The organism is Thermogutta terrifontis (genome assembly GCF_002277955.1).
GTDB classification, from domain to species: Bacteria; Planctomycetota; Planctomycetia; order Pirellulales; family Thermoguttaceae; genus Thermogutta; species Thermogutta terrifontis.
This window is the reverse complement of the sequence record NZ_CP018477.1, coordinates 4,445,797-4,464,242: the sequence shown is the minus strand read 5'-3', so window position 1 is coordinate 4,464,242 and position 18,446 is coordinate 4,445,797. Positions and strand designations below refer to the sequence as shown.

General features: G+C 58.7%; 12 protein-coding genes. 5 read left to right on the top strand and 7 right to left on the bottom strand.

The genetic code is table 11. From position 1 onward, the window contains the following. Positions 1–81 precede the first annotated feature (81 nt). The 5 genes from THTE_RS16535 to alaS form a co-directional block, all read right to left on the bottom strand. The gene (locus tag THTE_RS16535; RefSeq protein ID WP_095416477.1) at positions 82–1,086 is read right to left on the bottom strand and encodes a DUF1559 domain-containing protein; all 1,005 of its coding nucleotides are present in this window, start codon (positions 1,084–1,086) and stop codon (positions 82–84) included. Positions 1,087–1,248: 162 nt separating this feature from the next. Next, positions 1,249–2,181, bottom strand: coding sequence for a rhomboid family intramembrane serine protease (locus THTE_RS16530; protein WP_095416476.1), 933 nt, complete (start codon positions 2,179–2,181; stop codon positions 1,249–1,251). Positions 2,182–2,289: 108 nt separating this feature from the next. Next, a complete protein-coding gene (locus THTE_RS16525; protein ID WP_095416475.1) occupies positions 2,290–3,426 on the bottom strand; it encodes an ABC transporter permease in 1,137 nt (378 codons plus the stop codon). 13 nt (positions 3,427–3,439) lie between these two features. Next, positions 3,440–4,651 carry a hypothetical protein gene (locus THTE_RS16520; protein WP_095416474.1) on the bottom strand — a complete coding sequence of 404 codons (1,212 nt, stop codon included), beginning with the start codon at positions 4,649–4,651 and terminating at the stop codon, positions 3,440–3,442. A gap of 488 nt (positions 4,652–5,139) precedes the next feature. After that, a complete protein-coding gene (gene alaS, locus THTE_RS16515; protein WP_095416473.1) occupies positions 5,140–7,761 on the bottom strand; it encodes an alanine--tRNA ligase in 2,622 nt (873 codons plus the stop codon). Positions 7,762–8,297: 536 nt separating this feature from the next. Between alaS and THTE_RS16510 the strand changes: the two genes are divergently transcribed. After that, positions 8,298–9,239: an SDR family oxidoreductase gene (locus THTE_RS16510; protein ID WP_095416472.1), complete on the top strand. Its 942-nt coding sequence runs from the start codon at positions 8,298–8,300 to the stop codon at positions 9,237–9,239. A gap of 69 nt (positions 9,240–9,308) precedes the next feature. Here THTE_RS16510 and THTE_RS16505 read toward each other — a convergent pair whose 3' ends face one another. Continuing rightward, a complete protein-coding gene (locus THTE_RS16505; protein WP_095416471.1) occupies positions 9,309–10,730 on the bottom strand; it encodes a DUF4199 domain-containing protein in 1,422 nt (473 codons plus the stop codon). Between the two features lie 404 nt (positions 10,731–11,134). Here THTE_RS16505 and THTE_RS16500 point away from each other — a divergent pair, with 404 nt between their 5' ends. From THTE_RS16500 to THTE_RS16485, 4 genes are all read left to right on the top strand, one after another. Continuing rightward, the gene (locus tag THTE_RS16500; protein WP_095416470.1) at positions 11,135–11,464 is read left to right on the top strand and encodes a hypothetical protein; all 330 of its coding nucleotides are present in this window, start codon (positions 11,135–11,137) and stop codon (positions 11,462–11,464) included. 2 nt (positions 11,465–11,466) lie between these two features. Then, positions 11,467–12,906 (top strand): hypothetical protein, encoded by a 1,440-nt coding sequence (locus THTE_RS16495; RefSeq protein WP_095416469.1) that lies wholly within the window; start codon positions 11,467–11,469, stop codon positions 12,904–12,906. Beyond that, a complete protein-coding gene (locus tag THTE_RS16490) occupies positions 12,903–14,048 on the top strand; it encodes a hypothetical protein (RefSeq protein WP_095416468.1) in 1,146 nt (381 codons plus the stop codon). The genes THTE_RS16495 and THTE_RS16490 overlap by 4 nt, the downstream gene beginning before the upstream one ends. Before the next feature lie 130 nt (positions 14,049–14,178). Further along, positions 14,179–16,281 (top strand): glycoside hydrolase, encoded by a 2,103-nt coding sequence (locus THTE_RS16485; protein WP_095416467.1) that lies wholly within the window; start codon positions 14,179–14,181, stop codon positions 16,279–16,281. A gap of 10 nt (positions 16,282–16,291) precedes the next feature. Here the strand turns inward: THTE_RS16485 and THTE_RS16480 are convergent, their stop codons facing one another. Continuing rightward, on the bottom strand, positions 16,292–18,211 hold the full coding sequence (locus THTE_RS16480) for an efflux transporter outer membrane subunit (protein ID WP_095416466.1): 1,920 nt from the start codon (positions 18,209–18,211) through the stop codon (positions 16,292–16,294). Positions 18,212–18,446: the final 235 nt, after the last annotated feature.

The window sequence follows — 18,446 nt, the reverse complement described above, 5'->3', positions numbered from 1 at the left end:
GGTTCGGGTCAGGGACGAATAGCTGGCTTAAACGACCAACATGCTAACAGCCGTTGTCCCTGGGGTTGCGACCCCGCCGCGTCAGTTGTTCCCGGAGTCGTACACGCTATCACGAAGCTGCGGCCAGTTTGCTGCCGCTCCCGCCTTGTAGTTATCCGGCGTCATAAGCTGAGCGAGAACGAGCCAGTCGATGTTGTCCCGCTGCGTGACGACATGCCCATCGCAGAAAGCGACGTTGACCACCCCGGGATGCCGGCTGGACGCACGGGCAAGCTCCGGATTCGCGATTGGGTTGGTCTGACCGCTCGAATCGCCGTTGAGGCAAGCATTGATCCTCCGGCAAGTGCCGGGGCTGTCAAACCAGTTGAAACCAACGGCATATTCCCACTTGGGATCGTACGCGCTGGTGCTGGGGAAGCTGCCTGGAGCGACTGGAGCGGAATAGGCCCAAATGCCCCGAGCATTGATATTCTCCGAAAGGGCAAGCGTGTTGGATGCACCGTCGTGCGAGCTCAGGTAATCCAGATTGATCTGCTTGAGCTGCCCGCCGTTGGCCAGCAACACCTGACCTCGTTCAAGGAACACTGCATCGGCGGGGCCTTCCTGAGTGTTATTGTTGAGCATCGACCCCGGCCAGCCTGCATTGGCCACATAGACCATGGCAGCTTCCAGCGGTCCCTGTGTCAGTTGGCCATTTACGATGGGTGAGGACTCCAGAGGATTGCTGGGGCAGACAGCAAAGGGCAGAGCGGTGATGTTAAGAGTACCCTGAATCCACTGCTGGTACAGGGGGCCCTGCTCGATGTACGGGAAGAGCGTGACAAACCACGCGACATCGAGCTTGGATCCATTTGACAACGTGAGCGTTTCCACCCAACCCGGGAATTGTCGCCGTGCCGATTCGTAATTGAGGAGGGCCGTTGCAAGCTGCTTCTGATTGTTCATGCACTGCGAACGTCGTCCTGCCTCCCGGGCCATTTGGACGGCCGGCATCAGCATGGCCACCAGCATCCCGATGATGGTGATCACCACCAGAAGCTCAACAAGTGTAAAACCCTTTCGCGCCCGACTGCGAACCATCAACATGACCAATCTCCTCGTAACCAACAGACAAGCCCTTGCCCAATGTCATTGTCGCATGGGACCGCGGGATTTTCAAGCGCGAAGCTTCTTTTTTTCCACATCGGGAGATGAGTTGCTCAAATTGGCCGGTGCGATGGCCCCGGCGCACATTCCTGGGCGGGGCATTTATGAACCCCGCCGCCGCTGCCGATAAAGCTGACTGGCCCGTTCAAGTGTTCGTCGCTCCGCGCGTGTCAGGCTATCGGTACCCGATTTATTGATCTTGTCCAGAATGCGTTCCACTTCCGCCTCGAGCTTTTCCCACTCCTCTTTCTCGGCGTCCGTAGGATCGCCCACGTCATCCATCTCGCGAAGGTACTCGTACTCGCCGCGATGGACCCGAAGCCGTGGCCGCCGCTGAAAGAGATACTTGATTCTCACCCAGATTCTTTCTCCTCCCAGCCTCTCCCAAAAAAGTCCAAGGTTCCAATTTTGATAGTAATAAAGGGCAGCCAGGGCCGCGCCCGTAAGATGCACAGAATAGGCAATTTCGCTTTCCCTGCTCTGGATGGCCGACATGATATCCGGGGCCAATAGCAAAACGCCTGCCACCCAGGCCGGCACCGGCAGAAAGAAAAACAGCAGAATCGTTCTTCGCGGATAGTGGAGGCAGAATAGCAGGAAGATCCCCACCACCGCCCCGGAGGCTCCGATCATCGAACTCCCCGCAGAGGCACCCTGAAGCCGATTGATCGCCGCCCACACCACGCCGCCAACAATGACCAAAAACAGGTAAAGTCTAAGGAATTCTTTTCGGCCGAGAAGATATTCGATATCCCGGCCGAAAAACCACAGCGTCAGCATGTTGAAAAAAATGTGCTGCGGGCTGGGCGCATGGGTGAAGCCATACGTCAGAAACTGCCACCACAACCAGGGACGTGTGAGTGTGCCCACCCGGGCGGCAGTCAAGTCGCTCAGTCGGTAGTTACTGAAAGCATCCAGCACATACACCACCACGTTGATCACAATGAGGATGGTGACCATGCTGTACTGGCTGGTGGACCAGGCGCCCCCGGGCAGCGTCCTCCTGGTGATGTAGTCGCGATCGTATAACCCCATGTTCGTATCTCGCACGTGGTGGTTGTATTAGTGGCGGCGACCCGTACGTATTGTACCGTGCGCGAATCCCGTGTATCCAGTCCATTCCTCCCCGAAAAATTTGCAAGATCAACGGATTCGCTTCAGCCGGGGATCGAGGGCGTCGCGCAGGCTGTCGCCCAGGAAGTTGAGGGCAAAAAGCGTCAGGGCCAGGGCCAGGCCAGGAAAAACCACCAGCCACCAGTAAATCTTGATCGGCGTGATGGCCTGCAATCCTTCGTTGGCCAGCAATCCCCAGGAGACATCGGGCGGTTCCACACCGAGACCCAAAAACGATAGGAATGCCTCAAACAGCATTACCCGTGGGATGGTCAATGTTAAATAGACCACCACGACACTGAGGAGATTGGGAAGAATGTGGCGAAAGAGGATCCGCCACCAGCCCACACCCAGTGCGCGAGCCGCTTCCACATAAAGTTCATGCCTGAGGGAAATGACCTGGCCGCGGACAACCCGGGCCATCGTCAGCCAGTAGATGGCGCCCACCACGAGAAAAAAGATCATGATGCGGCTAAGTCCCCACCGATTTTCCAGCATGTTCCGCACGGGCTCGGCACTGACGATCGTGATGATGAAGATAACCACAAAAATGAAGGGCACCGAATAGAGAATATCCACCAACCGCATCATCAACCGATCAACCCGGCCCCCCGCAAATCCCGCGATAGCTCCATAGGTGACCCCGATCACCAGGGAAACAAGCGTCGCCACGATTCCCACAGACAGGGACACCCGGGCGCCCCAGAGGATCCTGGAAAAAAGATCGCGGCCCAGCTTATCTGTCCCGCAAATCGGCGCCAGACACCATTCGCCAAAAACAGACCACCGGATTCGCAGGAGTAATCCGCTCAGGGGGCCAAGCTGGCCAAATCCTTCTTCCAGAAGCGCTTCTCGGGATGGCCGTTCATCGGAGCTGGAGGACACAGTCTCTTCGCCGTTAACAGATCGAAAGCCGTATTCAAAGAGTGGCCAGAAACGCGGCGGTTGGAACTGGCGCTCGGTTCGCACCAGCCGCGGCGGTGAAAGGGGGAGAAGAGGTGCTGCCAACGCCAGCAGGGACATGACCCCGAGAATTCCCAGCGATACCACCGCCCAGGGATCGCCGCACAACCGTTTCCACGCCTCAGCGGTGAAGGAGCGAGACCTGCGGGCGGGAGGCTGTGACCGCGTCGCCTCCTGGGTTTTGCCCATTGCACCTGCGGCCATCCCTCAGACCCCATCAATTATTGAGGGGAGGCAAATCGATGCCGGCGGCCTTTTTGGGTGGTTCCTGATCGGACGGCGGATTCCCCGCACCGCCCTCGGGGCCTGGTTTTTCCTGAGAGGCTGGAGCAGCATCGGGCTTGTGCGCCCCAGCGCCCCCGGGGAGTGTTCCCGGAAGCGACCCCGGCAAACGCTCGGGTGTTCGTTCCACAGTGCGATGCGTTCCGTTACGCGGTTCACGTTTTTGGGTCAGGGTCAGCGGCTCGACGAGTTCGACTGTAATTTCCGACATTCTTCCCGCAGTTGGGGCGATTTGCACACCCTTGCCAGTTACTTTGGCACCCCGTGCAATAAAAGGTACTGCTTCCCGGCCGGAAAGCTCGAGCGAAATATCCGGGTTTTCGGCCAGTTCAAACTGGATGGGCGCGCGGAAATGGTGATTTGGGGCCGCTACCGTGATCTTCCCTGTCTTAGTTATCCCAGTAATGCGGCCGCACACTTCAAACCGCTCCACCGGCGGACCGGTTTCAACCTGGCGACGGGAATGCTGTCGGCCCGGTTGCTGCGGGGGCGCTCCACCTTCGGGGGCAAGGCCAGAGCCGAACCCAGAGCCGGGAAATCCCCCTACCCCTGCCGCTCCCGCACCGGCATCGGCAGCTTCTCCCATAGCCGCCATGGTTCCCTCGGGGAAGACGCCGAGAAGATGCTGCTGGTCGGGTGTGCAGATGGTCACAGCACTTACTTTCTCGGTAGCCTGACCCGTCTTTTTATCGATCTCGGCGGTAAACGAAATAACCACTCCCGGTCGCAGTACGTCGGGCATGGCTTTTCCGGTGAGCTGGAGTTTGCACTCCCGATCGAACAAAAGTTGCCATTTTTGCCCGGTCGGGGAGACAATCACCATACCCATTGGGCCGACTTCCTCAACCGTTCCAGACGCCTCCAATCGCGGCAGTTGCGGCTGACCTCCCGGCCGCTGTCCGGGCAGGGGATTGCCCCGCATGGGACCGGGATACTGCGGCACCATGCCAGGCCGCTGAAAGCCTCCACCTTCATGAGGAGGAATGACGCCCGGAGGCGGTAGCTGAGCCCATCCAAATTGAGAACATCCCCAGAAACATGCGCTCACAATGAGAATGAGCGTCATCCACTTGGATGCCCCCCCAATCAACCGCGAGGAGACAATATTTCCCCGCGATACCGCCCGCGACAGAATTTGGCGAGCCATGATGACGTCCTCGCACCAAGAGAGTCTATGGAAGATCTACTGACACCCCGGGCCCACCGCATCATCCGCTGGACCCTCGCGCTCCACCTTCCAGCATATCGCAGCCGGGGAAGCGGTGCCACTATGCAACCCAATTTTCCTGGCGCGGCAAGCACATGGCGAGATTATCATTGCCGAGCCGGGATGACGGTGGCGAAGTAGCCGTGGGTGGAGAGTGTTGACCGTGGGAGCCAGAACGTTACTCGTTCGGCCCCCACGAGTGTGAATCATCCGAATTTCCCGTAGGGGCGATTCATGAATTGCCCCTACCTGTGTCCTGAATTGACGCAGCCAGAACCAACGGCAACGGACGGGGCACCATATCCTGTACCCGGCTTTGTGCGGTGGATGGAGCGCTTTTACTGGTAAACGGCCCCTCACTTTTCCGGGTCTAAGCCGGAGATCACTGGCGGGCGTTTTTTCCGTTCTTGCCGCGCAGGAGGTGAAACTCACGCCTGGATCATTTTGACGGCCTGTTCGCGGGCCAGATCGAGCGCTTCGGCCAGTTTTTCGGGGACTTTGCCGCCGGCCTGGGCGAGATCCGGGCGGCCACCGCCCCCACCGCCGACCACCGCCGCCACACTCCGCACCCATTTGACGGCATCCATCCCGCGGTCGGTCAGTTCGCGGGAAAGTCCCGCCACCATGACGACCTTTTTCTCCTCCGGGTGTTTAGCCGCCAGCAGGACCGCGGTGGGCATGTTCCGCCGCCGAAGCTGGTCGATGAGCTGACGCATCAGATCGGGATCGGCCGCGGGAATCTCTCCGACAATCACCCGAACCCCATCCACGTCGATACCCTGGCTCCAGAGTTGTTCAGCCGTGACACCCGGAGACCGACCTCCCAGGGCCACCTGCTTGCGAAGTTGGCGGATCTCCTGGAGCATGTTCTGAATTCGGGTGGGTATTTCCTGTGGCGGCACATTGAGAGCGGCTGAGGCCTCCGCGATTACCCGCGAAGTATCCCGCACAAACTCGTAGGCCTTCCATCCCGTCAGCGCCGTGATGCGGCGGGTCCCCGCAGCCACACTTTCTTCACTGATGATCTTAAACAGTCCGATCTGGCCTGCATGATCCAGGTGGGTTCCCCCACATAATTCCTTGCTGTATTCACCCACCGAGACCACTCGCACAACGTCAGGGTACTTTTCACCGAAGAGCATCATCGCTCCGGTCTTGCGGGCCTCGGCAAGGGGCATGTAGGCAATCTGGACCGGTGCCGCTTCCAGGACTCGGCGGTTGACCTCAGCTTCGATCTCTTCCAGTTCTTCGGCCTTGACGGCGGTCGGATTGGCGAAGTCGAAGCGGAGAATATCGTCGTCCACCTTGGAGCCCTGCTGCTGGGCGTGCTTTCCCAGCACCTTTTGCAGCGCGTAATGGAGCAGGTGCGTGGCCGTGTGGGCGCGGCGAATCCCCTGGCGGCGGGCAGCGTCCACCCGCGCTGTGACCACCTGGCCCAGCGCCAGCCGGCCGTCTCGTAAATGGCCGTAGTGGACGGGGAATCCGCTCTCCATCTTGGTATCGATGACCTCGAACCGCAGGCCGTCGGCAACAAGTTCTCCGCGGTCACCGACCTGCCCGCCCATTTCGCCATAAAATGGCGTCTTATCGAGGATGACAGCGACGGGCTGGCCGTGATCTTTTTCTTCCACCGCATCGCAGAGGTGTCCTGCGGCAATCAGACCGATGATCTTGGCATCGGGAACCTCCGTGGTTTCGTAACCCACAAAACGGCTTTCCAAGCCGGCTTTTTTGAGAGAATCAAGGGGCCCCGTGTAAAAGACCTCCTTTTTCTGTCCGGCCCCGGATTCGAGCCCATGACGCTCCATCTCGCGGCGATATCCTTCCCAATCGAAGGCATAGTTCCGCTCGGCGGCGAGAGCCTCCAGCAATTCGGGCGGGAAGCCGTACGTCTGATAGAGCTCGGCTGCTTCGGCGCCGGACACAACGCCGCGGTTATTCCGCCGCATTTCCTCAAACAGGCGTTCGATTCGCTCCAGGCCGGTCTCCAGGACCGCCAGGAAGTTTTCCTCTTCTCCCTTGATCACGGCCTGAACCCGGGGGATTGTCTCCTGGAGTTCCGGGTAGGGATTCTTCATCATTTCCGCTACCACCGGCACGAGCTTGTAGAAGAACGGCTCGCGAACACCCATCCGGTGGCCATCCAAAACCGCTCGCCGAATCAATCTCCGGATGACGTATCCCTGTTTGTTGGGGGAGGGGGTGACGTTTTCGTGAATGGCAAATGTGCACGCCCGAATGTGATCGGCAATCCGCCGCAAACGTCGTCCGAAATCAGAAGAGGGGTCGTACTTCACGTGGCAGACATCGGCAGCCGCTTCCACAATCGGCCGAATGATATCGATGTGGAAGTTCGATTCCACCCCCTGCAGGACGGCCGCCGCCCGCTCCAAACCCATGCCGGTGTCAATATTCTTGCTGGGGAGCGGTCGGAGGTTGTTCGGCGGAGGCCCCACCCGATTGTACTGCGTGAACACCAGATTCCAGATTTCGACTTTACCCCAGGGGGTGTCGTAATAGATTTCGCTGCAGGGCCCACAAACACCGTCCGGTCCTTGACTGGGGGCGTTGGCAGGCCAGAAGTTTTCATCTTCCCCCATGCGGGTGACTTTGTCCGGCGAAAGACCCACTTCCTTGATCCAAATTTCCGCCGCTTCGTCGTCGTCAAGGTACACGGTGGCCGAGATTTTTTCCGGGTCGAGCCCCAGCCATTTTTTGTCGGTAAGGAATTCCCACGCCCAAAGGATGGCTTCTCGCTTGAAGTAATCGCCGAACGAAAAGTTCCCCAGCATTTCGAAAAAGGTGTGATGGTATGGGGTCCGCCCGACGTTTTCGATATCGCCCGTCCGCAGGCATTTCTGACACGTGGTGGCCCGCGTGAATTCCAGCTTGCATCGGCCAAGGAAGTGGTCCTTGAACTGGTTCATCCCGGCCGGTGTGAAGAGAACGGACGGATCCCAGCGGGGAACGAGGACGTCGCTCGGACGGCGGACACACCCTTTCGTTTCAAAGAACGTCAAAAACTTTTCGCGAAGTTCGTCGGCCTTCATGGGTGAAACAGCATCCTTCAAGAGATGGGCAAAATACGGTCGTCACATTAATCCGGATGGCATCGGTACCCCACGCCAGACGGAGCCCGGCTGCCTCAAACAGAATTACATGGGATCGGCTCGTGGCGCCTCAAACTGGTATGATACCGACCGGTGAAAAAAGTTCGTAGGCCAACCGGTTGACCGGCGACCGCCTCTCGTTGCGTCGTGCCAGGCCCTGTCAACACCCAGATGCGGCAGTCTCACCGCGCCGCCGGTGGGAACATGGGACCCCGTGATACCACGCAGAAACGATGTCTTTTTCGTGACAACCGCTGTTTTCTGACCCCCCCGATCGCCGGTTGGTGGATGCTACCCGCTTGCTTCATGCTACATTCTGATAGCGGAAGCACACCGGGAAACATACAAAGTACAGACGCCTCACCCCGTTTGGCGTGTTACCGGTGATTTATCTTGGGTGGCCATGCCGAAATAGGTCATTTCTCGCCAACCTACCATAAACACTGCATCTTTTGCTGATTTAGGAAAGGTGGACAATGCCGACGACACTTGTCACCGGAGGAGCGGGCTTTATCGGATCGCACCTGGTGGACGCCCTTGTTCAACGCGGGCACAGAGTGCGGGTGCTGGATAATCTCAGCACGGGCAATCTTGCCAATCTTGCCGGTGTCAGGGATTGTATCGAGTTTGTTGAAGGAGACGTCTGCGACAGCACCCTGGTGGCGAAGGTCATGGAGGGTGTGGACTACGTCTTCCATCAGGCGGCACTGGCCAGCGTTCCGCGAAGTGTGGAGTATCCGCTCGACACCCACGCGGCATGTGTCACGGGGACGGTGACGCTCCTCGATGCGGCTCGCAAATCCGGTCGCATCCGTCGCTTCGTGTATGCCGGATCGAGCAGCGCTTACGGTGACCAGCCATTCAGTGCCAAACGGGAAACCGATCTTCCCGATCCCATTTCGCCCTATGGCGCGGCGAAGCTGGCGGGCGAGTACTACTGCCGGGCATTTTATGCCACATACGGGTTGCCCACTGTGGTCATTCGCTATTTCAACGTCTTCGGTCCGCGGCAGGATCCCAATAGCCCCTATTCGGCTGTTATACCTCTGTTCATCACGGCGATTCTCCGCGGTCGGCGCCCGGTTATTTTCGGCGACGGACTTCAGTCACGCGATTTTACGTACGTGGAAAACGTGGTCCATGCCAACCTTCTGGCAGCGGAAAAGCCGGGAGTGGAGGGACGCGTCTTCAATGCCGCCAACGGCAAGAGCATCACTCTTCTGGAGTTGATTGCCGCGCTCAACGAAGTCCTGGGAACTCAGGTGGAGCCGGAATTCGCCCCGCCCAGACCGGGAGACATTCGCGAGAGTATGGCCGACATCACCCTCGCCCGCCGTCTGCTGGGATACGAGCCCCGGGTGGACTTTCGAGAGGGCCTGCGACGCTCCGTGGAATACTATCGGCAAATCTGCCGGTAAGTGAGATCGCACATGGACACAGTCGCAGGGCGAACGCTGCGGCTCAACCCGTGGTCTCCACGGAGTTGGTCAGAAAGCCGTGCCCGCCTTGGCCCGCGGAGGTTGTCGCGGCTGGAAGATTTCGCTGACGGCTCCGGTCGACTGCCGGATGACTTCGTCCTCCTTGGGTTTGGCTCGAAAATCGGCGGGATTAGCGCCTGGTCCGAACCGCACCACGTGGGTTTCCCGTTTGTAACCGATGCGACGGAGCAGCTCACGCACGGAAATCCTCTGAACAGCCATCTCATCCGCCCGTTTGAGCATATCCGATCGCGCCTGGATCACAGCCACATTGGTTCCCTCGGGCGGTTCATTGCCCACTACAATGTAGTCGGTGTCGGCCGTGAGCTGACCGTGAAGATTACCTTCATCATCGAGCCAGGCGTCCACGATCCCGTTGCTTTGCCGAATGATGCTGATGAGCAGTTCCTGATCGCTCCGCCCATCATCGTCAATATCGACAAAGTTGGTAATGGCAAACCGCCGCCGGTCTCCTGGAGACCAAATGAGGGTGCTGATCACGTCGCCAGGCATGATGGGATCACTCACTTTGTCATCGATGATGCGGGCTTCAGCGAGGTGTGGACCGCGGATCGCCGTCACTTCGATGCCACCTTTCCGTTCCGCATCAGCGATATTCAAAGTATTTCCGGGGAAGACCGCAAAAGTTGTCCCCACCGACAGCCCGTCCGCTTCGCCCAGGTTGATCCACACCGTGCCCAACTGCTGATTTACCCACTGAATGCGACCATCCGGCGTCTCCAAACGAGGATTCTTGGTCGCCTCTAATTCCTTGGTGCGTACAGCCAGCAGAGCCGAGACTGTCCGAATCCGGCGATCAAAATCCTTCTTAGCGGCGTCCAATTGGGCCAAAGCATCCTGGGCCTGCTGCTGGGCCTCGGTTACCCGTTTTTGCAAATCATCTCGCGCCTGGAAGGAAGCCTGGAGGTCCGCCGTGAACTTCTGACGTTCCTGTGTGAGGGTGGCTTCTGCCTGATCGGCTCGATTCTTCTCCTGCGCGATCAACGGAGCCTTGCTCGCCTCAAGTTGAGCGATCTTGGCCTCAGCATCCCGAAGTTTCTGCTCGGTTGCCACCAGTGTGGCGCTTTTGGCCTGAAGCGTCTTGAAAAGGTGGTCCAGCACGGTGCGATAGTTCTGCTGAGAAGGATCGAGATCCGCGCCGTAGGTTTCCAGCTCTTGTTTGGCCGTCTGTGTGATTTTGTCCATCGGGTCGGTGGTACTGAAACCGAGGATGGTCTTCAACGTGTTGAGGTCGGTTTGAGCCGATCGCGCGGCATCATTGGCTTTTGCGGCCTCCTCCAGTGCCGCCTGGGCTTTTCGGTACTGTTCGTCATACTGACGGAAGAAGAGATAGGTGAAAACGGCCAGCAAGAGCGTCAGAATGACGAACGTGATCAAGGCAATTTGCAGCCCTTGGTTCTCACGTGCCATGACAAGCTTACTCCTCGACGTCCTGGATTTTAGGGAGTGACTCGCTCAGAATTTCGTGTCCGATCGATGCCGACCCACCGACGTTCCGACCGCGGCTGTGAAAAAGTGGGCCTGGAAACCTTGGCAATTTGGGTAATACAAGCCTACGTCGATTCTAAACAGCCCGGAATAGCGTGTCAATCAAAAGCCGCGCCCGACAATCCCCGCTTTTCCTCCGCCCGTGGGGACGCGGACAACCACACGGGCTTGCAGGGGAGCGAGCTCCAACCCGGTGGGACCCGCATGGCAGGTCCACATTCGGAGGGACGTGCTTGTCACGTTCGCGTTCCGACGTTGGATCATCCATTTTGCCCACCGGCCCCAACTCTTCGGGTCAGTTATCATTTCGACGGTAGGGGCAATTCATGAATTGCCCTTACAACACGCTGCGCGGATCCCATCTCGGCGGTTTCTGCAACAGTAACGATGAATCAAAAGCTGGGCCGGGAGAGCTCGGCTGTCCGACGAGTCGCCTTTTCATCCTTCGCGGCGGGCTCTCCCTTATTGATTATCGCTTCTATCTCAATTATAACCCCTGCTGGCACGGCTTTCGGCTGTGGCGGCGACGGGGACCGGGCTCCGTCGGCTTTAAACAATCGCCCCAGCTTGTGTTGGCCACCATTCGTTACGGGAGGGACGACCCATGTGTCAGCAACATCAATGCGGTTCATGCTTCAACCGACGTGAATGCTTGAAAATGATTTCTCTGGCGAGCATGGGAACAGGTCTTTTCACCGGATTGGTGGAAACACCTGCTCCGTCTGAAGCCCCAGCAGTGACGGACGTGATCGACGTCCGGGAACTCCGTCCCAAACCGGAGGTTCGGGTGGCTGCCAGTTTTCTGGAAATGCCCCGTCCATACTGGCTCGGTTGGCCCGGAACGACCTACGACCTTGATGGACATCAGCGCGAGTACACTGCCCTGCTGCGGGCCTCGGCGAATCGGCTTGGCATGCAGGTCGATCAGGAAGCTCAACCCCTCAATACTGATGCTACAATCGATGCCTGGATCAAGAAGCTCATCGATACCAAGCCCCATGGGATTCTGGTGATTCTCCAGCACATGCAGACCTGGGGATGGATCAACCGTATCGCCGACCAGACGAAAATCCCTCTGATCGTCTTTGCTCCGGTGGGCACCGCGTTCACCGGACACCTGGCAGGGCCCAGCCGAAAAACAGGGATACATGTTATTTCTTCCCTGGATTGGTCGGCGGTGGAAGATGGACTCAGAATGATTCGCGCCAAACGACTTTTCGAGGAAACCCGCGTCCTGTGGATTCGGGGCAACGAACGGAACGAAACGGTTGTGGAACGACTGGGCACGAAAGTGCGGGCAATTCCCCGCGACACGTTCAATCAGGAATTCGACAAACAACCCGTTACAGACGAGGTCCGCGACCTGGCTGCTGACCTGCGAAAGCGGGCCGTCAAGATCGTGGAGCCAAACGAGCAGGATGCTCTCAATGCGATGCGTGCCCATGTGACAGCCAAACGGCTGCTCAAGGCCGAAGGCGCCCACGCTTTGAGTATGGACTGCCTGGGTATGGTGGGAGCCCGGCTGGTGCCCACACCGCCGTGTGCTGCCTGGACCCTCCTCCAGGACGCCGGCATCACGGCGGGGTGTGAAGCCGATCTATTCGGGGCGATGTCTCTCATGATGACGAGTTATCTGCTGGACCGTCCGGGTTACATGAACGACCCCGTTCCGGAAACAGTCCATAACACCCTCATTGCCGCGCATTGCACGTCGGGGACCCGTATTGCTGGTTTTGATCAAAAACCAGCGGATTATATCCTGCGGAACCATTCGGAGTCGGCACTCGGCGTGGCGATGCAGGTCCTCTGGCCGGAGGGGCAACCCGTCACCCTCGTCCGCTTCAATGGCCCAAATGAAATGATCATCGACACCGGGAAAGTGGTGGGCAATGTGCAAACACCACCGGCGGGCGGGTGTCGGACTTCCGTGGAAATCGAGCTGGATAATATCGAAGATTCCCGCGATACGCTGGGATTCCATCAGGTTGTCACGCTGGGAGATCACCGCCGCGTGCTGGAAGGCTTTTGCCAGCTCTACGGTATCAAGGTGACGCATTCGCCACGATTTTCCACCTTTGAATACGGAGGTCAGGCATGAGCCGCGCGATGTATCTCTTGATCGGAATCAGCACCCTGGCGTGCTGCTGCGGCGCTTTGGGGGCGGAAACCGTCGGGTTGTCGTCGCCCGGCCTGCCACCTTCCCAGTTCCATGCTAACGGCGTGTTGGCGGAAGACTGGGGCACTCTGACGGTCACGCTGACAGGTGACGGGCTGGCACCGGGCGAACAACGCCTTGAGGCAGTGGCCCTGGAAAATGTGGTCCCTGCGGCACGCTGGTCGGCCGATTTCGGCCAGATCCGCCTGCAAGTCACGGCGTACAAAGCACCGGTCTATCCCCAGGGAATGGACGTCCTGGAAGTCCAATTGGAAGAAACAGGTGGCGAGCCGCGATCGGTCACCCTGAATCTTCAGCCGTCTGCGCAGCTTGGCGTGGGACTTTCCACGGCGCGGTTGGGGAATCGGGTGGTTCTCTCCATTCCCCTGGAAACTCAGAGGTTCCTCGAAACCCGCGATTGGGGGTACGTCATCGACACCACCCCCATGCCCGGTTGGGCCAAGCCCGAGGGTGATTGTGACCCCGGCTTCGCCAACATCCGCGCAGGAATGGGAGGCATCCCCATTCGCTACCGATTCCGCGTCGAAAAGGGCGGCAAGGTCCAGGTGGTGCTGGGCCTGTGCGAAAGCTTTTACGGCCAGGCAGGCATCCGGCCACTCCTCTGCGAAGTGGAAGGGGCTCGCCCATTGCTGGTCGATCCAGTAGCACGATGGGGACAGCACAAACCGGGTGCGCTGCTCTTCACGGCATCGGATGACGATGCGGACGGCTGGGTCACCATAACCATTCGACCGGTCCCAGGGGCCCGAGACCGCAACCCGATCCTCAACGTTGTGTGGGTTTTTCCCACTAACGTGCGTTTGAATCTCAATAAAGTGATCAGTGGGGCATTAAACGATCAGGCCCGTTACTATGTGGATGTCGGTGGAAAAAAGGATCAACCACTTCTGTTGACCGAGGGACTTCGGTTTCCGCTGGAGCTGGCCGCGGGAGAAAAGCGAACATTGACGTTTTATGTGGCGTGCGCCGGTGGGCAGGCCGTCGTTCCCGAGTTGACCGCCTGGACACCGGAAAGCTTGTTCCGGGCCGCCCGAGAAGTCTGGACAGGATGGGCGCAGCGGTAGGCGTTCCTGGCGGAGGGACTCGGTCCTCGCTATGATTTGCCGCGTTCAGGGCCGCGGGTAGGGTGCCCCGAAGGCCGATTGCGTCATCGAAACAAAAACAAACTGTCTCGTTTTTCTCTGGAGGTGTCGCATGAGTCGCGGTTACAGTCGCTGTGTGCAGCACGCTTGGTTGTGCGTGATGTGGGGCCTCCTGGTGACAGCGGGTTGGTCCCTCTCCACGTCCGCCATGGGATTGGAGCCTGGAGAAACCGGCCAGCAGGGACCGGCTACCCACGTGGGTCAGGAGGGAAACACCTGGGTGCTGGAAAACGCGCTCCTGAAAGTGGTGCTTGAACCGCAAACAGGTGCGTGGGAGGTGCTCGACAAACGGGCGGGGCATAAGTGGAGCTCAGTCGTCGAGGATTCCAAACGGCGTGAGGTGCTGAGAAATTTCCAGAAGGTGGGAAACGATGGACTTTCCTGCGAAACGACCCTGTTCTGGAGAGATAACAAGCCCTATTCGGGAACGGTGACCCTACGGCTCCCGACAAACTCTGCCGATCTGATGATGACGGTGGACATGCCGGACCGCGACGTGACTTTTTCCAACCAGCGATTTTGGACGCCACTTTTTTACAGAAGTGAACATGGAGCCATCGCCATCGCGGATTACTGCAATGGTCACCTGTATCCCGTGGCAGAAGAGCAGCTTCCCCGACGATGGTTCAACACTTCGCGGTTGGACATGCCCTGGGTGGGCGTCTGTGATCTGAAGACGGGCATCGGTTACATGATTCTCGTGGAAACCAGCGATGACGGATACGTGGAACTTCGTAAAGTTCAGAAAGAGAATCAGTCGGCCTGGGTACCCATGATCGGCTGGTCGCCCAGTATGGGTAAATTCAGCTATCCCCGGAAGCTGATCTGGCATTTCGTGGATAAAGGCGGTTATGTGGCCTTGGCCAAACGCTACCGAGCATATGCTCAGGAGCTCGGTCTGATTGTTCCGTTTTCTGAAAAGGTGAAGGCGAACCCGGAACTCAAGCGGCTGTTCGGTGCCCCTGATGTGTGGGGCAACGCCAGTTTGCAGTTTGCGCAGGAGGCCAGGCAAGCCGGGATCCGGCGGCTTCTTGTGCAGGGTCGTATGCCACCCGACCAAATGCGAGAGGTGAACGAACTCGGCTACATCACCAGTGAGTACGACAACTACACGGACGTCCTGCCCGTGGATAGCGAAGATAAAATCGACCGATCGCACGATCTCGTTCCTCAGAATGTGGTCCTTCAGGCCAATGGGGAACGGATGAAGGCCTGGCTCACATTCGACAAGAAGACCCAGTTCATGAAGCGCTGCCCCGCCCTCTGGGTACGCACAGCACAGCGAGATATCCCCAAGATTCTGGCTGAATATCCTTTTCTGGGGCGATTCATCGATGTGACCACCGCCGAGGACCTCTACGAGTGCTACGACCCGGCTCACCTTCTCACCCGAGCACAGAAGCGGCAATGTGGCGTGGATCTGCTCCGGTATGTTCGCTCGCTCAAACTTGTGGTGGGAGGCGAGCACGGAATCTGGTGGGCGGTGCCCTACGTGGACTACTTCGAGGGGATGATGAGCTGCAATGCGTACTTTTCCTGGCCGGCCGGACATCTCATTCCACCGAAGAGCAAAGACGAGTCATTCACGAGCCCCTGGGGAAACAAGCTGCCGCCGTGGAGCGAATATGAACGATGGGGCATCGGACATCGCGATCGGGCACCCCTGTGGGAGCTCGTCTTCCACGATTGTGTGGTAACCACGTGGTACTGGGGCGATTCGAGCGATTTTCTCCTCCAGGCAGCCCCGGAAATCACCCCCAAGAAAGATGCCTTCAACGTGTTGTACGGCACCATTCCCCTTTTGTGGGCGGATCGGCGTCGCGGCTCATGGCTGGATCACCGCGAGGTTTTCCTGCGGACCTACCGCAACACGTGCATTCTTCATGAAATCATCGCGGGCACCGAGATGCTCAACCACGAATTCGTTACCGAAAACCGTGATGTTCAGCGAACAACGTTCTCGGATGGTACCGTGGTCGTGGTCAATTTCGGCAGCGAGCCGTATGAGCTCGCCGTGGGTGATGCGAAATATCTCCTTCCCCAGAACGGCTTCTACGTAAAAGGCCCCCGGATCGAACAGATCCGGAGGCTGGAGAACGGTCGGATTGTGACCACCATTCGCGCCGAGGATTACGAACATCGCGAGGAGGAATGAGTTCCCCGCGTTAACCGGAAATCCCTATCTCCCCTACTTCCCCCTGAACCGGCAACACTGGGAGTGAAAGTTTTTGTTCCGCGGATGATTCGGAGGGAACTGGCGGCGGCGGTAAATTGCCCGGGGCCTGCGGTAACTTCTGGGCCGGCGGCGCCTCGGGCATGGGGGCTGGTGGTACCTGTTGCCCCTGCCCCTCTGCTGACGGTTGGGCTGGCGCCGCTGGGGCCTGTGGTTGCGAGTTTTCCGGTTCTCGTTTGAATGGAGAAGCCGGTGGTGCCGACTGCGGGACCTCGGCGGGAGTGGGCGCGGGAGTCACCGCCTGGCCGCTCTGAGAACCTTGCTTCGTTTGCAACTGCGTCAGAATGACCCCGGCCGTGGGATTTCGCCGCATCTCCCAGCCGCCGCCCAATGCCTTGTACACGCCAATGAGGTTGAGCGCCACTTTCCCTCTCGACTCCGCCAGAGCGTCCTGCTGCTGGACCAGCGCCCGCTGCGAGTCGATCACCCGTTGGAAGTCGATGAGGCCCTGTTGATACTGCGCGACGGCCAGTTGAGAGGCCTGAGCAGTGGCCTGGGTAGCCTGCTCCAGTGCCCGCAGCCGTCGCTGCTCCATCAAGAATGCGGTGATCATATCTTCTGCTTCTTCCGCCGCACGCAGCACGGTTTCCTGATAACCGAGAATTGCCTGCCGGAATCGGGCATCCTCCATCAACACGTTGTTGCGAATCCGGCCATAATTGAGAATGTTCCAGCGGAAGCCCGGTCCAATCATCCCCGTAAAGGCGCTGGACCCGAACAGGTCGCTGAAGTTTTCCGCCTGCCAGGCCAGTTGACCAGTGATGGCAATGTGGGGATAGAACTCGGCCTCCGCTACACCGATCTTGGCGCACTGGGCCGCCGCAAGTCGTTCGGCACGCCGCACATCGGGCCGGCGGCGGAGCAGGTCGGCGGGAATTCCCACGACGACCTCGGGGGGAACAGTGGGAATCTTGCCCGGCGGACCCAGCACCGGGTCGAGGTCCTGCGGAGGTTGCCCCAAAAGTGTGCACAGGCGGTTTTCCGCCACACGCCGCATCGACTCCAGCATGGGAATCATTGACTCGGTGTTGGAGAGGATCGCCTGGGCCTGGTGCACGTCAAGCTGGCTGACGATGCCCTGCTCGAATCGAGCCTTGGCGATGGCCAGCGTGTCCCGCTGAAGAGCGACGTTCTTGCGCGCAAGATCGAGACGCTCATCCAGTTCACGGAGTTGGATGTACGTGGAAGCCACCTCCGCTTGCAGCAAGACGAGGGCCGCGTTGTAATCTTCCTCCTGCGCCTGGACGTTGGCCTCGGCCGCCTCGATCATCCGTCGGTACCGTCCCCAGAAATCCAGTTCCCAGGAAGCCGTCAGACCGCCCAGCCAATCGTCGTAAGACATCTTGAAGCCGGGGATCTGGGAAAACTTGGACATGGGGAACGCTTCCCCGCTCATCTGATTTCGCATGAAAGAGCCGATCGCTTGTTGCTCTTGTGGGAGGAGATAGCCGCGTGCCACCCCCAGTTGGTATCTCGCCTCCATGATCCGCCACGCGGCGATCTTCAGCGGCAGGTTTTCCTGATAGGCTGTGTAAACGAGTTCATTGAGCACGGGGTCATTGAAGACCGTCCACCAATGCGCGTAATCGATGTTCCCGGATGTCTTTACCGCCGGATCGTTGCTGTCGATCCACGCTTCGCCGACCTCAGCGGAGGGAGGGCAATAGTCGGGCCCGACCTTGAACCCTTTATGCCACCAATCCCTCAAACTGGTGGAGCAGCCACCTGCCGCAATCAACAAGAGGGTGGTTAGGGAAGCGAGGGCGACAATCCCTGACCGTGGTCTCCTCGCCGAGTTGGCGGGACTCCAGGTTCGGTGCCTTTGTAATTCTCCGGGTTGTGTGTTCCCCATAGAAATCCCCCTGGCAAGCTAGCTAAAAAAGCCGCGCAGTCAACATTTCCTGCGGAGTTTCCTCATTACAGCCCGAATCGTTATCAAGGCCGGAGTCTTCGTTCTCCGCGCTGCTTTCGATAACTTCGGAAAAATCACGAAGCGCGGTTAGGAAAAAACTGACAAGTTGCGACGTTGACTGATTGGTCAAAGTTCTCTACGATTGGTTTAGAAAAGCGAACTCTGGTTGAGGTTC

Coding starts and splice junctions, on each gene's coding strand:
- THTE_RS16535 (WP_095416477.1), bottom strand. CDS start 1,086: ATGTTGATGGTTCGCAGTCGGGCGCGAAAGGGTTTTACACTTGTTGAG.
- THTE_RS16530 (WP_095416476.1), bottom strand. CDS start 2,181: ATGGGGTTATACGATCGCGACTACATCACCAGGAGGACGCTGCCCGGG.
- THTE_RS16525 (WP_095416475.1), bottom strand. CDS start 3,426: ATGGCCGCAGGTGCAATGGGCAAAACCCAGGAGGCGACGCGGTCACAG.
- THTE_RS16520 (WP_095416474.1), bottom strand. CDS start 4,651: ATGGCTCGCCAAATTCTGTCGCGGGCGGTATCGCGGGGAAATATTGTC.
- alaS (WP_095416473.1), bottom strand. CDS start 7,761: ATGAAGGCCGACGAACTTCGCGAAAAGTTTTTGACGTTCTTTGAAACG.
- THTE_RS16510 (WP_095416472.1), top strand. CDS start 8,298: ATGCCGACGACACTTGTCACCGGAGGAGCGGGCTTTATCGGATCGCAC.
- THTE_RS16505 (WP_095416471.1), bottom strand. CDS start 10,730: ATGGCACGTGAGAACCAAGGGCTGCAAATTGCCTTGATCACGTTCGTC.
- THTE_RS16500 (WP_095416470.1), top strand. CDS start 11,135: ATGAATTGCCCTTACAACACGCTGCGCGGATCCCATCTCGGCGGTTTC.
- THTE_RS16495 (WP_095416469.1), top strand. CDS start 11,467: ATGATTTCTCTGGCGAGCATGGGAACAGGTCTTTTCACCGGATTGGTG.
- THTE_RS16490 (WP_095416468.1), top strand. CDS start 12,903: ATGAGCCGCGCGATGTATCTCTTGATCGGAATCAGCACCCTGGCGTGC.
- THTE_RS16485 (WP_095416467.1), top strand. CDS start 14,179: ATGAGTCGCGGTTACAGTCGCTGTGTGCAGCACGCTTGGTTGTGCGTG.
- THTE_RS16480 (WP_095416466.1), bottom strand. CDS start 18,211: ATGGGGAACACACAACCCGGAGAATTACAAAGGCACCGAACCTGGAGT.